This is a genomic window from Lysinibacillus sphaericus (genome assembly GCF_005217585.1).
In the GTDB taxonomy this organism is placed as follows: domain Bacteria; phylum Bacillota; class Bacilli; order Bacillales_A; family Planococcaceae; genus Lysinibacillus; species Lysinibacillus sphaericus.
Map to the genome: position 1 here is coordinate 795,759 of NZ_SZPT01000001.1, position 22,409 is coordinate 818,167.

A 22,409-nucleotide genomic window follows, 5' to 3' on the forward strand; every position below is an offset into this window, starting at 1 on the left:
GTTGTCATAACTGCTCAGAAGTAGGTTCTGTATTGGGAGTGGGTGATGTTACTTGCAGCAAATGTAACACTCTCTAGACACCTTCACCATTTACATACTTGGCTTCCTCAACGCACATATAATAATTTGATTATTCAAAATTATAGTAATAATACGTCAAGCTGTCAACAGGAGGGTGACTTGAGAAAGAAAAACTTGTAAAATAGGTGAATGAGTATTCATTATTTACTTACACTAAAGGGGGAGACAGCTTTGTCGATACACAAAATAGAAATTCCAACACCCTATGAAGTAGGAGATGTCAATGCATTTATTGTCAAAGGTGATGCATTAACGATTTTTGATGTTGGTCCGAAAACAATGGAAGCTTATGATGCACTGAAATGGGGTATTCGGGCAGCTGGCTTTGATTTACGAGATATTGAACAAGTTGTGTTAACCCATCACCATCCCGATCATGCAGGTTGGGTGGATGCTTTTCCACATGCAGAAATTTTAGGCCATGCCTATAACGATAAATGGTTACGACATGACGAAGATTTTTTACGTTATCATGAGCAGTTTTACAGTGAGCGTTTGTTCGAACACGGGGTTCCACAGGCATATATTGAGCATAGTGTCCATGTTCGACGGGAATTAGAGCTTGTAGGGGAGCGACCATTAACCCAAATTTTATACGATGGCGATGAAGTTCCAGGTCATCCCGGGTTAAAAGTATTTGAAACATTAGGGCATGCGCAAAGTCATTTTATTTTTTGGGATGAAAAATTACATTATGTAATTGGTGGAGATTTATTATTAGAAAAAATAACTCCTAATCCATTAATCGAACCACCGTTAGATCGCACATCAGGTCGTCCAAAATCATTGTTACAATATAATGCTTCACTAGAAATATTGCGTCAATTGCCAGTGAATATTATGTATACAGGGCATGGCGCAAATTTAGAAGATATACCAGCTCTCATTGATAAGCGACTAGAAAGACAACACCAACAATCCATGAAGGTCTATGAGTTACTAGGAAATGATCAGCTAACCGTTGTACAAATGACAAAGCGTTTATATCCTTCGATTTTTCAGCATCAACTAGGCTTAACATTATCTAAAACACTTGGGCATTTGGATTATTTAGAGGCAAATCATCTTGTGGTTTCAGGGAAAAATGAGGCAGGTATCTATTTGTTTAGAAGAAAGTAGGGTTCATACATGAAAATGAATAAAAAGACAATCTTTGTAACAGGTGCAACGAGTGGTGTAGGGTTAAAAATTACAGAATTATTAGTTGCACAAGGCCATCATGTATATGCAACAGGGCGTAATGAGGTAGCGTTAAAAACATTACAACGTTTAGGTGCCAATGTGATACAAGCTGATTTAACGTCACTTACAGCAATTGATGAAGTATGTGCGCAACTGCCTCCGCTCGATGTAGCCATTTTTTCTGCGGGAGTTGGTAAATTTGCTATTGCGCCTTTGTTATCGGATGAACATATAAGCGAAATGCTGGAACTCAATGTGCGCGTGCCGATGTATTTAGCAAAACGTCTAGCTGCACCAATGATTGCGCGTGAACAGGGGCAACTAATTTTTATCGGTTCACAGGCCGGCAAAGTCGCTACTCCGAAGGCTAGTGTTTATGCGGCAACAAAGCATGCCATTGTTGGTTTTACCAATGGTCTGCGTATGGAGCTAGCACCTTATAATATTAAAGTAACAGCCATTCACCCGGGACCAATTGATACACCATTTTTAGATAAAGTAAATGATGAAAGCGGTTATCGTGAGTCTCTAGGTCGATTTATTTTAACACCTGAAGAAGTGGCACAGGCCACAGTAAAAACGATAGAGCGCCCAGTTCGAGAAGTAAACTTGCCAAAAATAATGGGCTTGACGAGTAAACTATATGCTCTAGCGCCTGCTACAATCGAATTTTTAGCCAAACCACTATTCAATAAGAAATAACGGTGCCAGTCACCCGAAAAATTCTGAATATTTTGTGTGTCAGGCACCAACTATTTTTTTATAAAAATGCACTTGTATTTATTTTTATAACATGATACTATTCGTGTATAAACTTTTAAGTGAATGTATAAACATACATATCATATAGAGCAATTGGAGGCGCATTTTGTATGGCAAATAAAAAAGTAGTTTTAGCATACTCAGGCGGTCTTGATACTTCTGTAGCAATTCCGTGGTTAAAAGAACAAGGTTGGGACGTTATCGCAGTTTGTCTAGACGTTGGTGAAGGAAAAGATCTTGAATTTGTAAAAAATAAAGCACTTCAAGTAGGTGCTATTGAATCATATATGGTGGATGCAAAAGATGAATTCGCTGAAGGATACGCACTTATTTCATTACAAGCACATACTTGGTACGAACAAAAATACCCATTAGTATCAGCACTTTCTCGTCCTTTAATTTCTAAAAAGTTAGTGGAAATTGCTAACCAAGTGGGTGCGGATGCAGTCGCTCACGGTTGTACAGGTAAAGGAAACGACCAAGTTCGTTTCGAAGTGTCAATAAAAGCATTAAATCCAGATTTAGAAGTACTTGCTCCTGTACGTGAGTGGGGTTGGAGCCGTGATGAAGAAATCGAATATGCAATGAAACATAATGTACCGATTCCGGCAACATTAGATTCACCATTCTCAATTGACCAAAACTTATGGGGCCGTGCAAACGAAGCTGGCGTAATGGAAGATCCTTGGGTATCTCCACCAGAAGAAGCGTATGGCTTAACGGTTTCTGTTGAAAACGCGCCAAATGAAGCTGAATATGTAGAAATCGAATTTATTGCTGGTAAACCTGTAGCTTTAAACGGCAAAGAAATGAAGCTTGCTGATTTAATTCAAGAACTAAATGCAGTAGCAGGTGCACACGGTGTTGGCCGTATCGACCATGTTGAAAACCGTTTAGTTGGTATTAAATCTCGTGAAGTATACGAAATCCCAGGTGCAAAAGTACTGTTAACTGCTCATAAAGAGCTTGAAGATTTAACACTTGTGAAAGAACTAGCACACTTCAAACCAGTGATTGAGAAAAAATTATCTGAATTAATTTATGATGGTTTATGGTTCTCTCCTTTACGTGATGCATTACAAGCATTCCTTGCTGAATCACAACAATACGTAAATGGTACAGTACGTGTGAAACTTTACAAAGGACATGCCATTGTAGAAGGACGTAAATCACCAAACTCATTATACAACGAAAAATTAGCAACATACTCTAAAGAAGACCAATTCAACCACGCATCTGCTGTAGGCTTCATCGAATTATGGGGTCTGCCAACAGTGGTTAACTCTTCAGTTAATAAAAAATAATTATTAAAAGTAGGGTGTAGTGTAGCATGAACGCTGTACTGCACCTTTTCGATAAGTAATTTAGGAAAAGGTGAGCTGTTATGACAAAACTTTGGGGCGGACGTTTCCAAAAATCAGCAGAAGCATGGGTCGATGAGTTTGGCGCATCCATCGGCTTTGACCAGCAACTTGTATTGGAAGACCTAGAAGGTAGTGTCGCACATGTCACGATGCTTGGTGCAACGGGAATTTTACCAGCAGAGGATGTAGAAGCTATTCTTGGCGGTCTCGCACAATTACAGGAAAAAGCAGTCGCTGGTGAGCTTGAATTTACTGTTGCCAATGAAGATATTCATTTAAACCTTGAAAAAATGCTCATTGATTGCATAGGACCAGTTGGTGGTAAACTGCATACAGGCCGTAGCCGTAATGACCAAGTGGCAACGGATATGCATATTTTCTTAAAGAAACGTGTAAAGGAAGCCATTGATTGTATCGAGACATTCCAAAAAACGTTACTAGAAAAAGCAGAGGAGCATGTTGAAACAATTGCCCCAGGTTATACGCATTTACAACGTGCACAGCCAATTTCTTTTGCACATCATCTAATGGCATACTTTTGGATGCTTGAACGCGATAAACAACGTTTTACGGAATCCATTAAACGTATTGATATCTTACCATTAGGTGCTGGTGCCATGGCAGGGACAACTTTCCCGATTGATCGTCTAAAATCAGCGGAGCTACTTGGTTTTAGTGAAGTGTATGCGAATTCTATGGATGCTGTAAGTGATCGTGATTTTATCGTCGAATTTTTAAGCAATTCATCCTTATTAATGGCGCATTTATCTCGCTTTGCTGAGGAAATCATTTTGTGGTCAACAGATGAATTTAAGTTTATCGAATTGGATGATGCATTCTCGACAGGCTCATCTATTATGCCACAGAAGAAAAATCCAGATATGGCGGAGTTAATTCGCGGTAAAACTGGTCGTGTTTATGGTAACCTAATGGGCTTACTGACAGTTCTAAAAGGAACACCGTTAACATACAACAAGGATATGCAAGAAGACAAAGAAGGAATGTTCGATACAGTGCATACAATTCTTGGCTCTTTAAAAATCTTTGAAGGTATGGTACGCACGATGACCGTCAATACGGAGCGTCTGCACAAGGCAGTCCACTCTGACTTCTCAAATGCTACGGAATTAGCAGATTACCTTGCAACAAAAGGCATGCCGTTCCGTGAAGCACATGAAGTAACAGGTAAATTAGTGTTTACATGTATTCAAAAAGGCATTTATTTATTAGATTTACCGATTGAAGACATGAAAAAAGAAAGCGAGCTTATCGAAGCGGATATTTATGATGTATTAGCACCTGAAGCCGCTGTGCGCCGTCGTCATTCATTAGGTGGTACTGGTTTCGATCAAGTCAATATTCAAATCGCTAAAGCAAAAGCTTGTCTTTCTTAACTATTTTGCGTGCAAGTCCTTTGAGACATTTGCATAGATATTCATTAAAGCTGTCCAGAGAGGCACTATGAAAAACCTTAATCCTTTTTCTGTGGAGCCAGAGGGTGAAACAAAAAAAGAGCACCTTACATATGTGAAGGACAATCCCCAATTTTCGGAGACGCGAAATTGGGGTTTTTGTATAAGGAACATATAGTTATGTAAAAAGGGGAGAAATGTCATATGACGGATCGTTTTACAAAGGGGTTAGAAACAATGAAGCACTATGTGACAGAAGAAGAGGTATACCGTATGGTAGAATCGGATGCCCTCGCTGACATAGCGCCCGATTTACGCAAAATGATTATCGAGTTTGCCTATGGTGATGTCTATTCACGCCCAGGGCTTGATGCGAAAAGTCGAGCACTTGTCGTGATCACAGCAGTTGTTACACAAAGTGCTGTTCCACAAACGAAAACCCATATAACACGAGGGTTGCATGCAGGATTAACACCTACTGAAATTGTCGAAGCACTTTTGCAATTAGTGCCCTATATCGGCTTTCCTCGTGTACAAAATGCGCTAACGATTGCTCAACAGGTATTTGCAGAAAAGCAGCTAACTGTAAAAAAATGAAGCGATAAAAATTTTTCAACAACATGTATAGAGTTTTGGGATATGGCCCATACTGTTAAAGGATACACTTAATCATCTAATATGATGAGGAGGATGCAGAATGAGTAGTTCAACTCCAGTAGACAACGAATCTCAGGAAAGTCCGCCACAGCTGAATAAGGTTTATACTTCACATATCTTAAGGAGTAGGTAATGAGAGATATCTCTGGGTTACTGTATCTTAAGATGAAGTAGAGACCACAACTGTACAATCAAATAGAAGGTATAAGTGTCCAAGGACCCAGAATTTTTCTGGGTCTTTCTTTTTTGCTAAATTATGTTGATATTGCAAATAAACTGTTATACTCTATGTATGACAGATGGAGTCGCAAATATATAACTATTATCGTGTTGATTATGCGTATTGTAATGAGGGAGGGTTTTGATGAAAAAACTTTTTGTACTATGTTTAGTAGCGTTCGCATTAGTTGCCTGTTCGCCAAAAGAAAATGCAACACAGGTCGACAAAGAGGAGGATGAGCATGCTATGAATGAAGAGCTAATCGGAAAATGGGCAGGGGATATTGAACTTCCAAATGGTTCACTACCAATTATTGTAGACTTACAAAAAGAGAGCGGAACATTATCTGTTCCTGCACAAGGGTTAAGTAATTATCCATTTAAAAGTGTGTCATATAATGATAATAAAGTACACATAATCATTCGTTTAAATGGCTCGGCGATTGAGGTAAACGGGACGTTAAAAGACGAGCAAATTAAAGCAACATTTAATCAAAATGGAGGGGAATTCCCCCTTGTTTTAAAGCGCTATAAAGAACAGCCAGAACAACCTGTCTCCTACGAAACACTCACAGTACCAGTTAAAGATGGCGATTTAACGGTCGCACTGCAAAAAAGCAGTAACAAGCCTTCACCAGTCGTACTCATTATTGCAGGCTCTGGTCCGACAGATAAGGATGGAAATTCCGCAATTGCAGGAAAAAATAATAGTTTGAAAATGCTTGCTGAAGGATTAGCTCAAGAAGGTATTGCAAGTGTACGATACGATAAACGAGGTATCGGGGATAATGCATCGCTATTGAAAAAGGAAGAGGATATCTCCATCGATCAATATGTTGAGGATGCAGTGCAAATTATTCATATACTGTCCGCCAATCAAGCTTTTTCAAGCGTTCATATTATTGGGCATAGTGAAGGGTCATTAATTGGCATGCTCGCCGCTCAAAAGACCAATGTGGCATCATTTGTGTCAATAGCAGGCGCAGGTAGAAGGGCTGATACGTTACTTTTAGAGCAATTATCAGGACAATTAACACCTGCTCTAACGGCTGAAACTAATATGATTCTAGCCGCGCTGAAAAAAGGAGAGCAAGTGCAACATGTATCGCCTGAGCTACAAGCATTATTTAGACCTTCTGTGCAGCCATATATGATGTCATGGCTGAAATATAATCCAGCTACTGAACTTCAACACGTAAAAGGACGCGTGTTACTGATTCAAGGAACGACAGATATCCAAGTGAATGCAACAGATGCCGAAGCGCTTAAGCAAGGCGATGAAAAAGCAGAACTTCTCTATCTGGAGGGCATGAATCATATTCTAAAAAACGCACCGGAGGATAGAACGAAGAATTTAGCGACCTATGCAGACCCAACATTGCCGCTACATCCAAAGTTATTGCCAGCCGTTTACAAATTTATCGCCAATGAACAGTAGCGATAGACAAATGGTCACAACATAGGACTGGTTCGACTTATGTTGTGGCTGTTTTTATTTTTAAAAGGGTCAAGTAACGAGCATCAGCATGATGAATGCTTGGGCAGGTCACACAATTTTTTCTCAAAACAAAACCATTCATGTACTCTTTGTAAAGCGTTTCATAATATGATGGTGAAAATATCGCGTTATTAAACAACACACATAAAAATTTTTTCGCGATTTCAAAAAAAAGAGGTGTAGTCTTTTAATCGAACGGTCATACTAACATGGATTCACTTATAAAGTCTATAATGATGAGGAGGATGTAAAATGAGTAGGCCGGAACAATTAGACCCGAAATCTCAAAAAATCCACCGTAACTGGACAAGGATTAAGCGTTCAAAATCTCAAGTAAATGGTGAAACGGAGATTACTCTCCATAACCGTATCTTGAGAAGTGAAGCGAAAGCCCGACAGTTTTAATCATGCTAGAAGTAATAAGTGTCATCAAGCCCAGAAATTTTTCTGGGCTTTTTTTATTTAAGGTTTTGTACTATATAAGTATTGGATGTGTAGTAAAATAAAGGAAGTGCGAAGGGAGGAACTAGAATGAGCAAGCAAATAAACATTCGCGTCGCATGTTTTGCAGATGCACAACAAATGCTGAAGATCCAACAGGAAGTAATGGCTGAAGAACGATATTTCATCTCGACCGAAGCAGAATTTCAACAAACAATTGAAGGTCAGCAAGCATGGATACAGAAGAAATTGGCGAATGATCGTGACATAATTCTTATTGCCGAATGCAATAAAACGATCGTTGGCTGGCTAGCATTTCAATCGCCAGAACGAAAACGTCTAGCCCATACAGGTAGCTTTGGAATGATGGTTCGAAAAGATCAACGAGGGCAAGGAATTGGGAAACGTTTAATTGAAGCGCTACTGACATGGGCAGCTGCCAATCCACTAATCGAGAAAGTTTGTTTAGGCGTATTGTCCAGCAATATCAGTGCTATTGCCCTTTATCAAAAAATGGGTTTTATCGAAGAAGGTAGAAAGATACATGAAATCAAAATCGCTGACAATCTATATGTTGATGATGTATTAATGTACAAATTGGTTTAATGCATATTTCATTCTGTTAATAAGAAAGAGGTTGTTTTATGAAAATTTATAAGTTTACAAAGGACGGCGCTAATGCCATTCACAATTACAACTCGTTGCATTCATTTTACACAAAAATCATGACAACAGTGGAGCCAACAAATATAGGGTTTATATACATAGAAGCGGGTGGACTGGTAGGTCTGCATGAAGCACCTGTTCCACAGCTATTTATAGTTATTGAAGGAGAGGGATGGGTCTGTGGTGAGAATCAGGAGAAATTAGTCGTAAAACAGGGGGATAGTGTTTTTTGGCACGTGGGACAAGTCCATGAGTCCGGCAGTGACAAAGGGTTAACAGCCCTCGTTATTCAATCTAAGCAAATTGACATGCCTATATAAATAGAGGGCAACACTTGAATATTTCGTAACAAGAAGGAGACAGTGACCCCGTTATTTTTTTGCTAATGGTAGAATCAAACGTATTGTTTTTAACATATGCCCTTCAAATAATTCATCAAATTCTTCAACTTGTTGAAAGCCCTTTGCGCTGTAGAATTGTCTACCAATTTTATTGTCTTTCTCAACGCATACAGTAAGCGAAGTTGCTCCTTGTAATCTTTGAATACCGTTTTCCAGTAGAGCTGAACCGATGCCTTTATGTTGAGCGGTTGGAAGGAGGTAAATAGCGAGTAACTCGGCTTGTCCCTCTTTATTAACATGTGAAAAATTAGCAAAGCCAATAAGAGACTCACCAACTGTTGCCACTAAAAAAGGGCTTGTTTGAAGACGGCATGTTAACCGTTCGTCACTATAGGCGGCTTGAAGAAATCGTTCTTGAATATGCTTTGGTATGATTCCTTCATAGGTTGCAGTCCAAGATGTTTGTGCAATTTCTTGGACAAAAGAGATGTCATCTTCATTCATTTGTCGTATAATGAGTGTCAATACATATCACCTACAATTTCAATAATTTCTATATATTGTAACATATAACATAACGACAAAGGGGGGATGTTTTTATGCAAGTGTTAGAAAAAGCATTTGGTTATATTACCCGAAACTATGATGATCGGATTCAGGTCCTTGTATTTGAGCAAAATACAGAGGGAGCAGGCATTCAAATTCCAAAAGGTACAATTGAAGACGGAGAGACGCCACTTGAAGCAGTTATACGAGAGATGGTGGAGGAAACGGGTTTAACAAATTTAGAAGTACAAGGCCTTATCGCACAGGATTATGCCGAGCATTATTCAGGAGCATTGCAAAAACGCTATTTTTTCCATTTAACTTCAAATGAGTCCCAACATACTTGGCAACACAATCCAACAGGCTTAAACGAGGGCAACTTACAGTTTACGTTTTATTGGATTGAAAAGGAACATGACGTTGAGCTCGCAAAAGGACATGGCGATTATTTATATCGTATTGTCTAGTGCCTGTCACCCAAATAATTCTGAATATTTAGGTAAAATTAAAACCCACTTAGATTTCGGCGGCTTACACTGTGCTCGCCGGAAATACAAAGTGGGTTATGGTGCCAGTCACGCAAGTTTTATTTTTACGCTTTAGCGGCAATTTCTAATGCTTGGGCAAAGTCTGCAATTAAATCATCCACATGCTCCAAACCGACTGAGAATCGTAATAATCCATCCGTAATGCCACGTTTGATGCGTTCTTCAGGTTCCATTGCTGCATGGCTCATTTTTGCTGGGTAGGAAAGAATCGATTCCACACCACCAAGAGATACAGCAAATACGGGAATCTTCATTGCCTCTACCAAGGCTTTCGCTGCTGCATAATGAGGTAGGCGGAACGACAAGACAGCGCCTGCACTTGTACATTGGCTTTGATGAATGGCATAGCCAGGATGTGAGGCAAGACCTGGGTAATACACTTGCTCAACAAGGGAATTTGCTTCTAAAAACTGTGCAATCTTTTGTGCTGATGCAGCAGAACGGCTAAAACGTACATCGGTTGTTTTCATATTTTGTAGTAGTGTGAAGGAATCTTGTACACCTAAAATATTACCAAAAGAATTTTGGATGAAATACAGGTCATTTCCGAGTTGTTCATCTGCTGTTACAGTAAGTCCCGCAATAATATCTGAGTGACCAGATAAAAACTTCGTTGCACTATGAATGACAACGTCTACACCTAAGTCTAGAGGTCGTTGGTGTAAAGGTGTCATAAATGTATTATCTAAAAACGTTAGACATTGATGTTGTTTAGCTAGTGCGACTATTGCACGGATATCTGTAATCCCTAATGTAGGATTCGATGGTGTCTCCATGTAGAGAAGCTTTGTAGCAGGCGTAATGGCTGCTTCAACTGCTGCTATATCAGTAAAATCCACGAACGTATGCGTAATACCGAATCGAGGTAATACTTTTGATACAAAGCGGTATGTTCCACCATAAACGTCCTCTGTAATGACAATGTGATCACCTTGTGATAATAACATTAAGGCTGCGGAAACCGCTGCAATACCAGAGGAGAAGGCATGTGCACGAACGCCACCTTCAAGCTCGGCAACGGCTTTCTCTAACGCATCACGTGTTGGGTTACCAGAACGAGCATAATCGTATTCACCGAATTCATCGATGCTTTCTTGGTGAAATGTTGAAGAAACATACAGTGGTACATTAACCGCACCTTTTTTATTTTCGTAGCCATCACGCACACCTGCGTGGATAAGCGCTGTTTCAATATGTTGTTTCATTTTCTATGCCTCTTTTCTCAGCGTATCAAACACTTGTTTTAAATCTGCAATTAAATCTTCAGCCTCTTCAATGCCGACAGAAAAGCGTAGTAAACGATCGCAAACGCCGCGTGCTACACGTTCCTCGTAAGGCATATCGGCATGTGTTTGTGTAGCAGGGTACGTGATAAAGCTTTCAACGCCACCAAGACTCTCTGCAAAAATAATTAACTTTAAGTTACGAAGAAATGGGTCAATCCATTCAGGCTTTTGTAGTCGGAATGACAACATACCACCTTTGCCCGTATACAATACGTCTGTGACAAGTTCTTCTTCCTCTAAATAAGCAGCAATCGCTTTGGCATTGGCATCATGTTGTTTTAAGCGAAGATGTAACGTTTTTAAGCCACGAATCAATAACCAAGAATCCATTGCTCCTAGTACCATTCCGCTACCATTTTGAATAAAGCCGAGACGTTCGGATAGCTCAGCACCTTTTGAGACAACTAAACCGGCTAATACGTCATTATGTCCGCCAATATACTTTGTTGCAGAATGCAGTACAATATCGGCACCTAGTTCAATTGGTCGTTGGAAGTAGGGTGTATAAAAAGTATTATCTACGATTAGCAATGCACCGTGTTGATGGGCAAGCTCAGCATACACTTTGAGATCAAATTCCTGCATAAGTGGGTTTGTTGGTGTTTCGATAAAGAGGGCACGTGTATTGTCATTGATTAACGCCTCTACTTGCTCAAGCGATTCAAATTTAGAATAGATTGGTTTAATATTGTATGTTTCTTTAAAAAAGTTAAAAAGACGATATGTACCACCATATAAATCATCTGGTACGATGAGTTCATCTCCTGGTTTAAATAGAGACATTACAAGTTGGATTGCAGCCATACCGGAACTACAGGCAAAGCCAGCGTCGCCACCTTCTAAATCTGCAATACCTGCTTCTAAAATGGCACGCGTTGGGTTTTTTGTACGAGCGTAGTCAAATCCTGTCGATTCACCGATCCCTGTATGTTTATAGGCAGTTGATAAATGAATGGGCGGGCTAACAGCGCCAGTTCTAGGGTCACTCAAATTGCCAAGCTGTACAAGTTTTGTTTCAATACGTCTATTGTTTGTCATGTCCTCACTCTTTTCTTCATCGTTAATATAGAAAGAGTCCACACTAGGGGGACTCTATTCCTTAATAGAATAATTCGATTAGTCTCTTCAATTTTCTCTATAATTGTTACTTAATTTAACATGGAAAGTACAGAAGGACAAGATGATTTCAGAAAATTACATAGATTATTGAAAATAAATCATGTAGGAATAGTAGGGGATTGATGTTTGACGATGAAAAGAGGCTTGAAAGAGGCACAAATAAAAAAGCTATAGATTCGTTTTCGCGTAGCACGAAAATATCTATAGCCTTTGTGGAACATAATGTCTTGTCCATTATGCTTGTTGTTTTTTTAATAAATCTCGAATTTCTTTTAACAGTTCTTCTTTTGCATCTAGCACAGGTGTCGGTTCCTCTACAACCGCTTCCTCTTTTTTTCTAGTAAATTTCGTCATAAGACGTAATGCTAAGAAAATAGCAAAGGCGATAATTAAAAAATCAATAATTGATTGTAAAAATATACCTAACTTCACTTGAGCTGTACCAGAACCAAACATAAAGCTTTCAGTTAAATCAATGCCACCTGTTAACACACCTACTAATGGCATAATAATATTTTCTACTAAGGAGGTAACGATTTTCCCGAAAGCCCCACCAATTACAACGGCAATCGCTAAATCAATTATATTGCCTTTCATAGCAAATTCCTTAAAGTCTTTCCACATATAATATATCCTCCCTATAATTATCCAAAAAAACAATCGAATTGTATTCTACTATATTACCCTAATTATAATCAACTATAAACATAGGAAAAAGAAAAATAGAAAAAATCTACAACATAAAACGGTAAATTTGGTAATATAGAAGTAGACAAAGAATGATTAGGTGTGACATATGGCGAAAAAAAAACAAAAGAAACCATTGCTATCTCCAAGTATGAAGATGGGGATGATAGCACTATTAATCCCTGTAGCCATTACTGTATATGTACTTGCTTTTTTTGCTTGGAAGGAACTACAAACATTCCCGATTTTCGAAAAACTTGCTCAACAAAAGGCGATTGAAGAAATACAGCAGCATTTCGATATGAACATTCCAGAACAATATATTCCGGTGTATGTTGCTGCCGAGGAGAAATATGGCGTGCCTTGGACATTGTTAGCTGCCCATCATCGTATTGAAACACGATTTTCTTCCATGAAATCACTTGTTTCGCCAGCAGGGGCAGTCGGACATATGCAATTTATGCCTTGTACATTTGTAGGATGGAAACATCCAACTTGTGAGGGATTAGGTAAGGGCAATATTACAAAGGCAGAGCTGATGAATCCCGAAACGATAAAAAAATATGGAGGCTACGGTGTCGATGCCAATGGAGATGGTGTAGCGGATCCCTATGATATCGAAGATGCTGTATTTAGTGCTGCGAATTATTTATCAAAGTATGGAGCGGCAAAAGGTGACGTAAAACGAGCCGTTTTCAATTATAATCATAGCGAAGAATACGTTAAAAATGTCTTACATTACTATAATTTGTATAATGATTACCACGATGAATTAAAAACAGCCGTCCTTCTTAATGCAAAATAATAAAAGAGCCATCTAAACGATGGCTCTTTTTGTACATAATTACGTAGCTTTACGCATACTTTTAAGAATAATGCTTACAATGAAGATAAGCACAATTGCACCTATTAACGCTGGAAATACATAAAAATCGCTGACTTTCCAACCCCAGTTACCTAAAACCATACTACCTATCCAAGAACCGACAATCCCGGCAATAATATTACCAATAATGCCTCCAGGAACATCTTTTCCTAAAATGACGCCAGCTAACCAACCTAAAATTCCTCCGATGATTAAATACCAAATGAAACTGATCATAATGATTCATCTCCTCAAAGTTAAGATATAATGGCATTACTTAGTTATATCCTTTTTGGAGATAATTAAACCTAAATGACCGACCTTTTTATTTTTACAATGACTTCATTTGTTTATTTCACTACTGTGGCACCTAAAGTATGTTCAAAATGACGCAAAGCCCAATCATGTCCAGCTGCATCAAAACTTGCTACTGCATTTGCATAAATAACAGTAGAAATGCCCAAATTATAAGCATCCACAGCTGTATGCAAAATACATATATCTGTACAAACACCAACTAAATGAACTTCCTCGATGTTCCGTTCCTTTAATAAAATAGCTAAATTTGTTCCTGCAAAGGCACTATAACGCGTTTTGTCGAGCCAAATCACGTTGTCCTTATACACGTTATAAACTTCACCAACATGACCGTATAGATTGCGACCCGATGTTCCGCGAATATTGTGAGGAGGAAAAAGCTTTGTTTCAGGGTGAAATGGATCGTTTTCTTCATGTAAATCATTAGCGAAGACGACGACATTTTTTTCTGCAATAAATTGTTCAATTAAATTTGCAATAGGCGTATCAAGTAATTGTCCTGGTTCCCCACACGTTAATTTACCATCTGTTGCTACAAAATCATTTGTATAATCAATTACCAGTAATGCTTTTTTCACTTTCGTCCACTCCTTTAGGCATGATTTCACTCTTTATCATGCCATATTTGGTTTTGGCTGTCAGAAAAATAGTCATATTTTAATATTAAGAATAGTTTGAAAATTGAACAAGGTGAGCGTATAATGTGAAAAAAAGGAGAGGTGATAGTTTATGAATATGACTGTTATGAAACGTTTAGATCGCCAAGGATTCTTTATTGCTGCGCTACATTTGGTGGTAATGTTAAATTTAGCTGCTGAGTTTTTATTGGCATCCTAATCTCTTAAAAATCTAATAGAAAGGTGAGTACAATGCTTGACCTATACTAAAACAACCGTGAAGGCAATTTCGTCGTAATACACGGTTGTTTTTTGTTGCCTATTGTGAAGTAGACAAGCATTTTCGCGTATTTTTCTAGTACTTGACCAATATAAATCATACGAGGGGGATTAAATGACAACGAGATTTCAACAGGCTTTCCATGGCATAGAGCGCCCATTTGCTTGGTTAGACCTTGATGCACTTGATGATAATATTGCAACGGTGCAACAAGCTTGTGGGCAAAAAAAAATCCGTATAGCAACAAAATCAATACGCTCGGTGGAGGTGTTGCAATATCTACAACAACATCTGTCGAATATAACAGGATTTATGACATTTACCGCGGCAGAATCTATCTTTTTACTCCAAAGAAATTTCGATGATGTACTGCTTGGTTATCCTGTTATGGAAGACATGGCTGTACGTCAGCTATTGCACTATGTAAAAGAGGGAAGAACCGTCACATTTATGGTGGATAGATGTGAGCAAGTTGCGTTTTTAGAAAAAATAGGTGCGGAGCTTGATGTAAAGGTATCCATCTGTATCGATATTAATTTATCTACTGATTTTAAAGTACTTTATTTTGGTACAAAGCGCTCATCTCTTGACTCGCTGGAGTCTATCACTCCTTTTTTAACTTATATAAAACAGCAGTCCCATATAGAAGTTGTAGGGGTTATGGGATATGAGGCGCAAATAGCTGGTGTTGGAAATCGACCTGCTAATGCTATAAAAGGTAGGCTAATAGATTTCATGCAAACACAAGCCAAAAAGCAAGTAACCCAATTTCGTAGATTAGCTATTGCGCATGTAAAAGCTTATTTTCCTCGATTACGCTTTGTTAATGGTGGAGGTACAGGCAGTATGACATATACTGCGGAGCAGAAAGAAGTGACAGAAATGACAGTTGGTTCAGCATTTTATGCACCAGCCCTTTTTGATCAATTTGCCCATTTACAACTTTCAAAAGCAGCAGGCTTTGCACTCCGTATCACGCGGAAACCTGCGCCTAATATTGTTGTCTGCCATGGTGGTGGTTATCCAGCGTCCGGAGCAATGGCCAATGATCGTTATCCGGTATTTTACGAGCCGACCTATTTTTCCTTTCTTCGTTTAGAAGGAGCTGGAGAAGTGCAAACACCGATTAAGGTAAAAGGCAAAACACTCACAATTGGGGATACCATCTATTTTCGCCATGCAAAGGCTGGAGAGCTTTGCGAAAGATTTCAAACACTTCATGGGATAAGGCAAGACGAATATGTAGGTAGCTTTGCGACGTACAGGGGGGATGGTCAATGTTTTCTGTAGAGAAGTGGAAAAATGGGGAGAAATGGACGAACTGGGCTGGCAATATAATAGCGTATCCAAGTGAGATGCACTTACCTCGTTCAATAGAAGAAGTTGTAAATGTAGTGAAGCATGCGCGTGATAGGAAGAAAACCATTCGTGTAACAGGTGCAGCGCATTCATTTAGTGCTGTTGCCATGCCGGAGCATATTGCACTGTCATTACATAATATGCGCGGGCTTATTTCGATAGATGCCGAAAACCAAGAAGCTACATTGTGGGCAGGAACTTATTTATATGAGATTGGACCACAGCTTGCAAAGCATGGGTTTGGCTTAATGAATATGGGCGATATTCAAGAACAGACCATTGCCGGAGCAGTGTCTACTGGTACACATGGAACAGGGGTGACTTTAGGTTCGTTGTCGTCTGGTGTGACACGCTGGTGTTTTGTTGATGGAAATGGTACTTACCATGAGCATATTCGAGGGACTGACGATTTATCCGAGGCACTTCATGTCTCACTTGGCATGCTTGGGGTACTTGTAAAAGTGACGCTAAAAGTGTTGCCGCTCTATAGTTTACATTATATTGGCACAAGGGACACATTAACAAACGGACTAGCAACATTTGCACAAGATATTCGACAGCATCGACATGTTGAATGGTTCTACTTTCCTGGTAGTGAGACAATTCAAATTAAACGTATGAATGCGATGGCTCCAGTGTATCAAAGTGAATGGCGCAAGTGTGTAGAAAATATAAAACTTCAAATAGTAGAAAATGGTGCATTTTTTGCGATTTCGGAGCTATGTAAATGGAAACCAGCTTTAAGTAGTGCAATGAGTAAATTAGCTGCTGCCAATGTTGTCGAGGCCGAGAAGATTGGCATTAGCTATGAAATCTATCCAACTCCTAGAAGTGTCAAATTCCAAGAAAGTGAGTATGCCATATCATTAACACAATTTGAGGCATGCATGGAAGAAATTCATGCAACGTTTCAAAAAGGGCATTTGCATGTGCATTTTCCATTGGAATGCCGTACAACAGCAGGTGAGGCCGGTTATTTAAGTCCTACACAAGGACAAGAATCCGCCTTTATAGCTTTTCATATGTATAAAGGAATGTCGGAAGAGCCTTATTTTAAATGGGTGCACAATCTGATGCAAAAATATCATGGTCGACCACATTGGGGAAAACAAAGCCATTTAACTGCACAGCAAGTACACACATTATATCCAAATATAGATAAGTTTTTAACAGTTCGTGCACAATATGACCCTGACAAAGTATTTTTTACACGTTACTTAGAGCAATTATTCATATTGTAATATTTAGAATTTAACAACAACTGAATCTTATAATTTTGAAATCAATCTATGGGGAAAGATGAAAGCATTTGTGATAAATCATCAACTGAATAGTGTTTATAATGAAAAAATTTAAATTTGAACGAAATGTCAAAATATTTATCAAAACGAGATAAAACTGATGCTTAATCAGCATGTAAACGATTTCAAATTTCGTATAGTTTTTGAATTGTTTAAACAATTCAAAAAATACTGTTGACTTAGCCTAGTTATTCGTACTATGATAACAACAATTTAATACGTTCGTTCCTACAATCAGTTGCCACAAAGGCAATCAGCTAGGTAAAAACAAAATAGACAGAACATTTTGTATATAGCGACGAACATAGCAATAAATGAGGGGCGTTTAAAATGAGAAGTGACATGATTAAAGTAGGCGTAGATCGTGCGCCACATCGTAGTCTTTTATATGCAACAGGCAAAGTAAAAGCAAAAGATTTAGGGAAACCATTTATTGGGGTTTGTAACTCTTATATCGACATTATTCCAGGTCACGTTCATTTACGTACATTTGCTGATGTAGTGAAAGAAGCCATAATTGAAGCGGGAGGCATTCCATTCGAATTTAATACGATTGGTGTGGATGATGGTATTGCAATGGGCCATATTGGTATGCGTTATTCTTTACCAAGCCGTGAAATTATAGCGGATTCAGCAGAAACAGTTATTAATGCACACTGGTTTGATGGCGTATTTTACATTCCTAACTGTGACAAAATCACACCAGGAATGTTAATGGCAGCAGTTCGTACGAACGTACCATCAATTTTTGTATCTGGTGGTCCAATGGAGGCAGGTACATCTGCTACAGGAAAACAGCTTTCATTAACTTCAGTATTTGAAGGTGTTGGGGCTCACAAATCAGGTAATATGTCAGCTGAAGAGCTGTTAGATATTGAAAATAATGCATGTCCAACATGTGGATCATGTTCAGGGATGTTCACAGCGAACTCCATGAACTGCTTAATGGAAATGCTAGGTGTAGCACTTCCAGGCAACGGTACAATCGTTGCTACGTCTGAAGACCGACATAAGTTGATTAAAGAAGCCGCTAAACAATTAGTGCGCATGATTAAAGAAGACGTTAAGCCACGTGACATCATTACAAAAGAAGCTATTGATGATGCATTTGCACTCGATATGGCAATGGGCGGCTCCACGAATACGGTGCTTCACACATTAGCAATCGCAAATGAAGCTGAAATCGACTATAACATTGAAGATATTAATAAAGTTGCAGAGCGTGTGCCATATTTAGCAAAAATTATGCCTGCTTCTGATATTTCAATGGATGATATCAATAAAGCAGGTGGTGTCAGTGCCATCATTAATGAATTAGCATCTATTCCAGGTGCCATTCATCCAAATCGTCCGACTGTTGCAGGTGTAACAATGGGCGAGCTCGTCAAAGATTATCACATTACAAATGATCAAGTTATTCGTACAAAAGACAATCCTTATAGCCCAGTCGGAGGTTTATCGGTGCTATTTGGCAACATTGCTCCTGATGGCTCTGTTATTAAAGTAGGTGCTGTTGATCCTTCGATTAAAGTATTTACAGGTGAGGCAATTGTCTTTGAATCACAAGAAGCAGCGCAAGAAAATATTGATAACGGTACTGTTAAGGAAGGCCATGTAGTCGTCATTCGTTATGAAGGACCAAAAGGTGGCCCAGGGATGCCAGAAATGTTAGCACCTACATCGGCCATTCAAGGTCGTGGTCTCGGTACAAAGGTAGCGTTAATTACAGATGGTCGATTCTCCGGTGCATCTCGTGGTATTTCAATCGGGCATATATCGCCAGAAGCAGCAGAAGGCGGTCCAATCGCTTTAGTTGAAAATGGTGACATCATTACGATTGATTTACCAAATCGTACAATCAATTTAGAAGTTTCAGATGAAGTATTAGCAGAACGTCGCGCAAAACTGCCAGTGTTTGAACCGAAAATTAAACGTGGCTGGTTAGCAAGATATTCAAAATTAGTGACAAGCGCCTCAACAGGTGGCGTTATGAAAATTTAGTCTTAAAAACTAGTGAAAAATCAATAGGTTAAAACGTTGATGAGGTTAAAGGTTCTAGAGCCTTGTATCTACCAGAGAGCCGGTCGTGCTGGAAGCCGGCGATACAACTAGATCCGACATCCCCTCGGAGTGAACTATTAAACGCGTGATCGCCATTAGATAGTTCCGGGCATAATCGAAGTGCTCGTTATTAATGAATAAATGATTTATGACACCGTATTGGATGTAAGTTCACTTGCATTGGTGCATAAATGCTTTCATTTATTCGCGAGGTAGCAATATGATTGCTATAAACAAGGGTGGTACCATGAAAAGTCTTTTTCATCCCTACGCAAGGTAGTTCTTTGCGTTCGGAGAAAAAGGCTTTTTATTATTTATTAAGCGTAGAATATTCCGTTTTCAGCATTACATCACGAAAGTGTTCATTAACTAGATGAGGTAGTCGTATGCTGTTGTGAATCGAAAGACAAGAAGGAGGCATATTTTGATGAGTGCGAATGTTTCAATTAATGAAAAAGAACAATTGGCGACAGAAGAAGTAGAACAAACTTTTCAAGCGAAAGATGGTGCAGACATTTTAGTCCAAGCGCTGCATGATCAAGATGTAGATATTATTTTTGGATATCCGGGTGGAGCAGTACTTCAAATATATGATGCAATGTACAAAAACCCAATTCGTCATATTTTAACACGTCACGAGCAAGGTGCTATTCACGCAGCTGAAGGCTATGCACGTGTATCGAATAAGCCGGGGGTTGTCATCGCTACAAGTGGTCCAGGTGCAACGAACTTAGTAACAGGTATTGCCGATGCGATGATTGATTCTATCCCATTAGTTGTCTTTACTGGTCAAGTAGCGACAACAGTTATTGGAACAGATGCGTTCCAAGAGGCAGATATTATGGGGATTACAACACCTATTACAAAGCACAACTACCAAGTGCAAGATGTCAATGATATCCCTCGCATAGTGAAAGAAGCGTTCCATATTGCGAATACAGGTCGTAAAGGACCAGTTGTGGTAGATTTCCCTAAAAATGTATCTCAAATGCTGTTTGATGTAAATAATCCACCACAAGAACCAGAAGAAATTTATTTACCAGGCTATCAGCCGACATACAAGCCGAACTATTTGCAAATTCAAAAGGCTATTCAAGCTATTTCGCTAGCGAAAAATCCAGTAATTCTAGCAGGGGCGGGTGTACTATTTGCCGATGCTCGTGAAGAATTAACAACTTTCGCTGAGAAGTATCAAATTCCTGTAACAAATACCTTATTAGGTCTTGGCTCCATTCATGGCGATCACGAATTATTCATTGGTATGGCTGGAATGCATGGAACAGTAACAGCAAATATGGCAATTACTAAGTCGGATTTATTATTAAATATTGGCGCTCGATTTGATGACCGTTTAACAGGGAATTTAGCAACGTTTGCACCAAATGCAACAATTGTCCATATTGACATTGATCCGGCTGAAATCGGTAAAAATGTACCGACCGATATTCCGATTGTAGCGGATGCAAAAGAGGCATTAAAATCTTTACTGAAAAAAGATTTTGAAGGTCCGGATACGAAACAATGGCTTGAATTTTTAAACAATCATGCAAAAGAATATCCGCTGTGGTATTCAAAAGAAGATGGAGACACAGAGGTGTTACCGCAGGAAGCACTAGAACTTGTGCATAAAATTACTGAAGGTGATGCCATTGTGACGACGGATGTAGGGCAGCATCAAATGTGGGCTGCACAATATTACCGCTTAAACAATGATCATGGTTGGGTAACGTCTGGTGGACTTGGTACGATGGGCTTCGGCTTCCCAGCTGCAATAGGGGCCCAGTTTGCGAAGCCAGACAAAAAAGTTGTTTCGATTGTAGGCGATGCAGGTTTCCAAATGACTGCACAAGAGCTTTCATTATTAAAAGAATTCAACTTACCAGTAAAAATTGTGATTTTAAATAACAGTTGTTTAGGGATGGTACGCCAATGGCAACAAACATTCTATGAAGAGCGTTATTCATCATCACTTATGCCAATCCAGCCAGATTTTGTTAAATTAGCGGATGCTTACGGCATTAAAGGCTATCGAATTAACACAATTGACGAAGCGGAAAGTATTTTCCGTGAGGCACTGCTTTCTGACGAGCCAGCGTTAATCGACTGCCGTGTAAAACAGCTTGAATGTGTCTACCCAATGGTTGCACCAGGTAAAGGGTTACATGAAATGATTGGGGTGAAAAAGAATTGAAACGAGTAATTACAGTAACAGTGATTAATCAAAGTGGTGTATTAAACCGTATAACAGGTTTACTTATGAAGCGTCAATTCAATATCGAATCGATTACAGTTGGTCATACTGAACAGCCAAACTTCTCAAAAATGACATTTGTTGTGAATGTAGAAGATGAGCGCAAAATTGAACAACTGGTGAAGCAATTATCGAAGCAAATTGATGTGTTAAAGGTCAATGACATTACAGATAAATCCATCGTGCTTCGTGAGCTAGCGCTTGTGAAGGTTATTTCACCACCAAATTTACGTCTGGAAATGAACTCGATTGTTGAGCCATTCCGTCCACAAATTATTGATACAGCGAAAAACGTTGTGACATATCAAGTGGTAGGAAATCCAGAAAAAATCGATGCCTTTATTGAGCTTATTCGCCCATATGGTATTAAAGAATTAACGCGCACAGGTGCAACGGCATCTGTTCGTGAAACACAAAAAACCATCAATACGCAGCTCTCTATTTTAAAATAGTTTGCATATAAAATCGAAGCTTGTGATCTGCGCACTGTAAAGCTGCAAATGCTCATAAGTTAAAAAAACAAACCCAATTATTAGGAGGAAACAAAC

General features: G+C 39.0%; 22 protein-coding genes. 16 read left to right on the top strand and 6 right to left on the bottom strand.

Annotated features, from left to right (window positions below):
* Nucleotides 1-252: 252 nt before the first annotated feature.
* The 9 genes from FC748_RS03940 to FC748_RS03980 all read left to right on the top strand — a co-directional run bounded on the left by FC748_RS03940 (nucleotide 253) and on the right by FC748_RS03980 (nucleotide 8,602).
* On the top strand, nucleotides 253-1,200 hold the full coding sequence (locus FC748_RS03940; protein WP_024361087.1) for an MBL fold metallo-hydrolase: 948 nt from the start codon (nucleotides 253-255) through the stop codon (nucleotides 1,198-1,200).
* Nucleotides 1,201-1,209: 9 nt separating this feature from the next.
* Complete coding sequence (locus tag FC748_RS03945; protein WP_036204663.1) at nucleotides 1,210-1,965, top strand: SDR family NAD(P)-dependent oxidoreductase; 756 nt, start codon at nucleotides 1,210-1,212, stop codon at nucleotides 1,963-1,965.
* A gap of 170 nt (nucleotides 1,966-2,135) precedes the next feature.
* Nucleotides 2,136-3,329: an argininosuccinate synthase gene (locus FC748_RS03950; RefSeq protein WP_024361085.1), complete on the top strand. Its 1,194-nt coding sequence runs from the start codon at nucleotides 2,136-2,138 to the stop codon at nucleotides 3,327-3,329.
* Between the two features lie 80 nt (nucleotides 3,330-3,409).
* Nucleotides 3,410-4,783, top strand: coding sequence for an argininosuccinate lyase (gene argH, locus FC748_RS03955; protein ID WP_024361084.1), 1,374 nt, complete (start codon nucleotides 3,410-3,412; stop codon nucleotides 4,781-4,783).
* Nucleotides 4,784-5,005: 222 nt separating this feature from the next.
* Nucleotides 5,006-5,398: a carboxymuconolactone decarboxylase family protein gene (locus FC748_RS03960; RefSeq protein WP_025219880.1), complete on the top strand. Its 393-nt coding sequence runs from the start codon at nucleotides 5,006-5,008 to the stop codon at nucleotides 5,396-5,398.
* A gap of 424 nt (nucleotides 5,399-5,822) precedes the next feature.
* Nucleotides 5,823-7,115 (top strand): alpha/beta hydrolase, encoded by a 1,293-nt coding sequence (locus FC748_RS03965; RefSeq protein WP_108030062.1) that lies wholly within the window; start codon nucleotides 5,823-5,825, stop codon nucleotides 7,113-7,115.
* 312 nt (nucleotides 7,116-7,427) lie between these two features.
* Nucleotides 7,428-7,580 (top strand): YpzG family protein, encoded by a 153-nt coding sequence (locus FC748_RS03970; protein WP_069513162.1) that lies wholly within the window; start codon nucleotides 7,428-7,430, stop codon nucleotides 7,578-7,580.
* 126 nt (nucleotides 7,581-7,706) lie between these two features.
* A complete protein-coding gene (locus tag FC748_RS03975) occupies nucleotides 7,707-8,222 on the top strand; it encodes a GNAT family N-acetyltransferase (protein ID WP_108030063.1) in 516 nt (171 codons plus the stop codon).
* Nucleotides 8,223-8,260: 38 nt separating this feature from the next.
* Nucleotides 8,261-8,602, top strand: coding sequence for a cupin domain-containing protein (locus FC748_RS03980; RefSeq protein ID WP_108030064.1), 342 nt, complete (start codon nucleotides 8,261-8,263; stop codon nucleotides 8,600-8,602).
* A 51-nt stretch (nucleotides 8,603-8,653) separates the two neighbouring features.
* Here FC748_RS03980 and FC748_RS03985 read toward each other — a convergent pair whose 3' ends face one another.
* Complete coding sequence (locus tag FC748_RS03985) at nucleotides 8,654-9,148, bottom strand: GNAT family N-acetyltransferase (protein WP_024361079.1); 495 nt, start codon at nucleotides 9,146-9,148, stop codon at nucleotides 8,654-8,656.
* A gap of 74 nt (nucleotides 9,149-9,222) precedes the next feature.
* Between FC748_RS03985 and FC748_RS03990 the strand changes: the two genes are divergently transcribed.
* Nucleotides 9,223-9,636: an NUDIX hydrolase gene (locus tag FC748_RS03990; protein ID WP_024361078.1), complete on the top strand. Its 414-nt coding sequence runs from the start codon at nucleotides 9,223-9,225 to the stop codon at nucleotides 9,634-9,636.
* Between the two features lie 125 nt (nucleotides 9,637-9,761).
* Here FC748_RS03990 and FC748_RS03995 read toward each other — a convergent pair whose 3' ends face one another.
* From FC748_RS03995 to mscL, 3 genes are all read right to left on the bottom strand, one after another.
* Complete coding sequence (locus tag FC748_RS03995) at nucleotides 9,762-10,922, bottom strand: aminotransferase class I/II-fold pyridoxal phosphate-dependent enzyme (RefSeq protein WP_107894384.1); 1,161 nt, start codon at nucleotides 10,920-10,922, stop codon at nucleotides 9,762-9,764.
* A 3-nt stretch (nucleotides 10,923-10,925) separates the two neighbouring features.
* The gene (locus FC748_RS04000) at nucleotides 10,926-12,041 is read right to left on the bottom strand and encodes a methionine biosynthesis PLP-dependent protein (protein ID WP_025219873.1); all 1,116 of its coding nucleotides are present in this window, start codon (nucleotides 12,039-12,041) and stop codon (nucleotides 10,926-10,928) included.
* A gap of 315 nt (nucleotides 12,042-12,356) precedes the next feature.
* Nucleotides 12,357-12,746 carry a large conductance mechanosensitive channel protein MscL gene (gene mscL / locus FC748_RS04005; RefSeq protein ID WP_107894386.1) on the bottom strand — a complete coding sequence of 130 codons (390 nt, stop codon included), beginning with the start codon at nucleotides 12,744-12,746 and terminating at the stop codon, nucleotides 12,357-12,359.
* A 172-nt stretch (nucleotides 12,747-12,918) separates the two neighbouring features.
* On the opposite strand from mscL, the gene FC748_RS04010 reads away from it, so the two are divergent.
* Nucleotides 12,919-13,614: a lytic transglycosylase domain-containing protein gene (locus tag FC748_RS04010; RefSeq protein ID WP_024361074.1), complete on the top strand. Its 696-nt coding sequence runs from the start codon at nucleotides 12,919-12,921 to the stop codon at nucleotides 13,612-13,614.
* Nucleotides 13,615-13,653: 39 nt separating this feature from the next.
* Here the strand turns inward: FC748_RS04010 and FC748_RS04015 are convergent, their stop codons facing one another.
* Both FC748_RS04015 and FC748_RS04020 read right to left on the bottom strand, forming a co-directional pair.
* Complete coding sequence (locus FC748_RS04015; protein WP_024361073.1) at nucleotides 13,654-13,911, bottom strand: GlsB/YeaQ/YmgE family stress response membrane protein; 258 nt, start codon at nucleotides 13,909-13,911, stop codon at nucleotides 13,654-13,656.
* A 113-nt stretch (nucleotides 13,912-14,024) separates the two neighbouring features.
* Entirely contained in the window at nucleotides 14,025-14,570 is a 546-nt protein-coding gene (locus tag FC748_RS04020) for a cysteine hydrolase family protein (protein WP_108030065.1), read from the bottom strand.
* A 433-nt stretch (nucleotides 14,571-15,003) separates the two neighbouring features.
* Between FC748_RS04020 and FC748_RS04025 the strand changes: the two genes are divergently transcribed.
* From FC748_RS04025 to ilvN, 5 genes are all read left to right on the top strand, one after another.
* Nucleotides 15,004-16,179: an amino acid deaminase/aldolase gene (locus FC748_RS04025; RefSeq protein WP_108030066.1), complete on the top strand. Its 1,176-nt coding sequence runs from the start codon at nucleotides 15,004-15,006 to the stop codon at nucleotides 16,177-16,179.
* Nucleotides 16,167-17,489, top strand: coding sequence for an FAD-linked oxidoreductase, L-gulonolactone oxidase family (locus tag FC748_RS04030; protein WP_108030067.1), 1,323 nt, complete (start codon nucleotides 16,167-16,169; stop codon nucleotides 17,487-17,489). Before FC748_RS04025 ends, FC748_RS04030 begins: the two co-directional genes overlap by 13 nt.
* Nucleotides 17,490-17,879: 390 nt before the next feature.
* Nucleotides 17,880-19,550, top strand: a complete 1,671-nt coding sequence (gene ilvD / locus FC748_RS04035; RefSeq protein ID WP_108030068.1) for a dihydroxy-acid dehydratase — start codon at nucleotides 17,880-17,882, stop codon at nucleotides 19,548-19,550.
* Nucleotides 19,551-20,037: 487 nt separating this feature from the next.
* On the top strand, nucleotides 20,038-21,801 hold the full coding sequence (ilvB, locus tag FC748_RS04040) for a biosynthetic-type acetolactate synthase large subunit (protein ID WP_024361068.1): 1,764 nt from the start codon (nucleotides 20,038-20,040) through the stop codon (nucleotides 21,799-21,801).
* Nucleotides 21,798-22,313 (top strand): acetolactate synthase small subunit, encoded by a 516-nt coding sequence (gene ilvN / locus FC748_RS04045; RefSeq protein ID WP_024361067.1) that lies wholly within the window; start codon nucleotides 21,798-21,800, stop codon nucleotides 22,311-22,313. The genes ilvB and ilvN overlap by 4 nt, the downstream gene beginning before the upstream one ends.
* Nucleotides 22,314-22,409: the final 96 nt, after the last annotated feature.

What these genes read in the sequence shown, in the direction of transcription:
- argH (WP_024361084.1), top strand. Translation starts at nt 3,410, where the DNA reads ATGACAAAACTTTGGGGCGGACGTTTCCAAAAATCAGCAGAAGCATGG.
- ilvD (WP_108030068.1), top strand. Translation starts at nt 17,880, where the DNA reads ATGAGAAGTGACATGATTAAAGTAGGCGTAGATCGTGCGCCACATCGT.
- FC748_RS03960 (WP_025219880.1), top strand. Translation starts at nt 5,006, where the DNA reads ATGACGGATCGTTTTACAAAGGGGTTAGAAACAATGAAGCACTATGTG.
- FC748_RS03980 (WP_108030064.1), top strand. Translation starts at nt 8,261, where the DNA reads ATGAAAATTTATAAGTTTACAAAGGACGGCGCTAATGCCATTCACAAT.
- FC748_RS03990 (WP_024361078.1), top strand. Translation starts at nt 9,223, where the DNA reads ATGCAAGTGTTAGAAAAAGCATTTGGTTATATTACCCGAAACTATGAT.
- FC748_RS03975 (WP_108030063.1), top strand. Translation starts at nt 7,707, where the DNA reads ATGAGCAAGCAAATAAACATTCGCGTCGCATGTTTTGCAGATGCACAA.
- FC748_RS04010 (WP_024361074.1), top strand. Translation starts at nt 12,919, where the DNA reads ATGGCGAAAAAAAAACAAAAGAAACCATTGCTATCTCCAAGTATGAAG.
- FC748_RS03965 (WP_108030062.1), top strand. Translation starts at nt 5,823, where the DNA reads ATGAAAAAACTTTTTGTACTATGTTTAGTAGCGTTCGCATTAGTTGCC.
- FC748_RS04030 (WP_108030067.1), top strand. Translation starts at nt 16,167, where the DNA reads ATGTTTTCTGTAGAGAAGTGGAAAAATGGGGAGAAATGGACGAACTGG.
- FC748_RS03970 (WP_069513162.1), top strand. Translation starts at nt 7,428, where the DNA reads ATGAGTAGGCCGGAACAATTAGACCCGAAATCTCAAAAAATCCACCGT.
- FC748_RS04025 (WP_108030066.1), top strand. Translation starts at nt 15,004, where the DNA reads ATGACAACGAGATTTCAACAGGCTTTCCATGGCATAGAGCGCCCATTT.
- mscL (WP_107894386.1), bottom strand. Translation starts at nt 12,746, where the DNA reads ATGTGGAAAGACTTTAAGGAATTTGCTATGAAAGGCAATATAATTGAT.
- FC748_RS04000 (WP_025219873.1), bottom strand. Translation starts at nt 12,041, where the DNA reads ATGACAAACAATAGACGTATTGAAACAAAACTTGTACAGCTTGGCAAT.
- FC748_RS03950 (WP_024361085.1), top strand. Translation starts at nt 2,136, where the DNA reads ATGGCAAATAAAAAAGTAGTTTTAGCATACTCAGGCGGTCTTGATACT.
- FC748_RS03995 (WP_107894384.1), bottom strand. Translation starts at nt 10,922, where the DNA reads ATGAAACAACATATTGAAACAGCGCTTATCCACGCAGGTGTGCGTGAT.
- FC748_RS03945 (WP_036204663.1), top strand. Translation starts at nt 1,210, where the DNA reads ATGAAAATGAATAAAAAGACAATCTTTGTAACAGGTGCAACGAGTGGT.
- ilvB (WP_024361068.1), top strand. Translation starts at nt 20,038, where the DNA reads ATGAGTGCGAATGTTTCAATTAATGAAAAAGAACAATTGGCGACAGAA.
- FC748_RS04015 (WP_024361073.1), bottom strand. Translation starts at nt 13,911, where the DNA reads ATGATCAGTTTCATTTGGTATTTAATCATCGGAGGAATTTTAGGTTGG.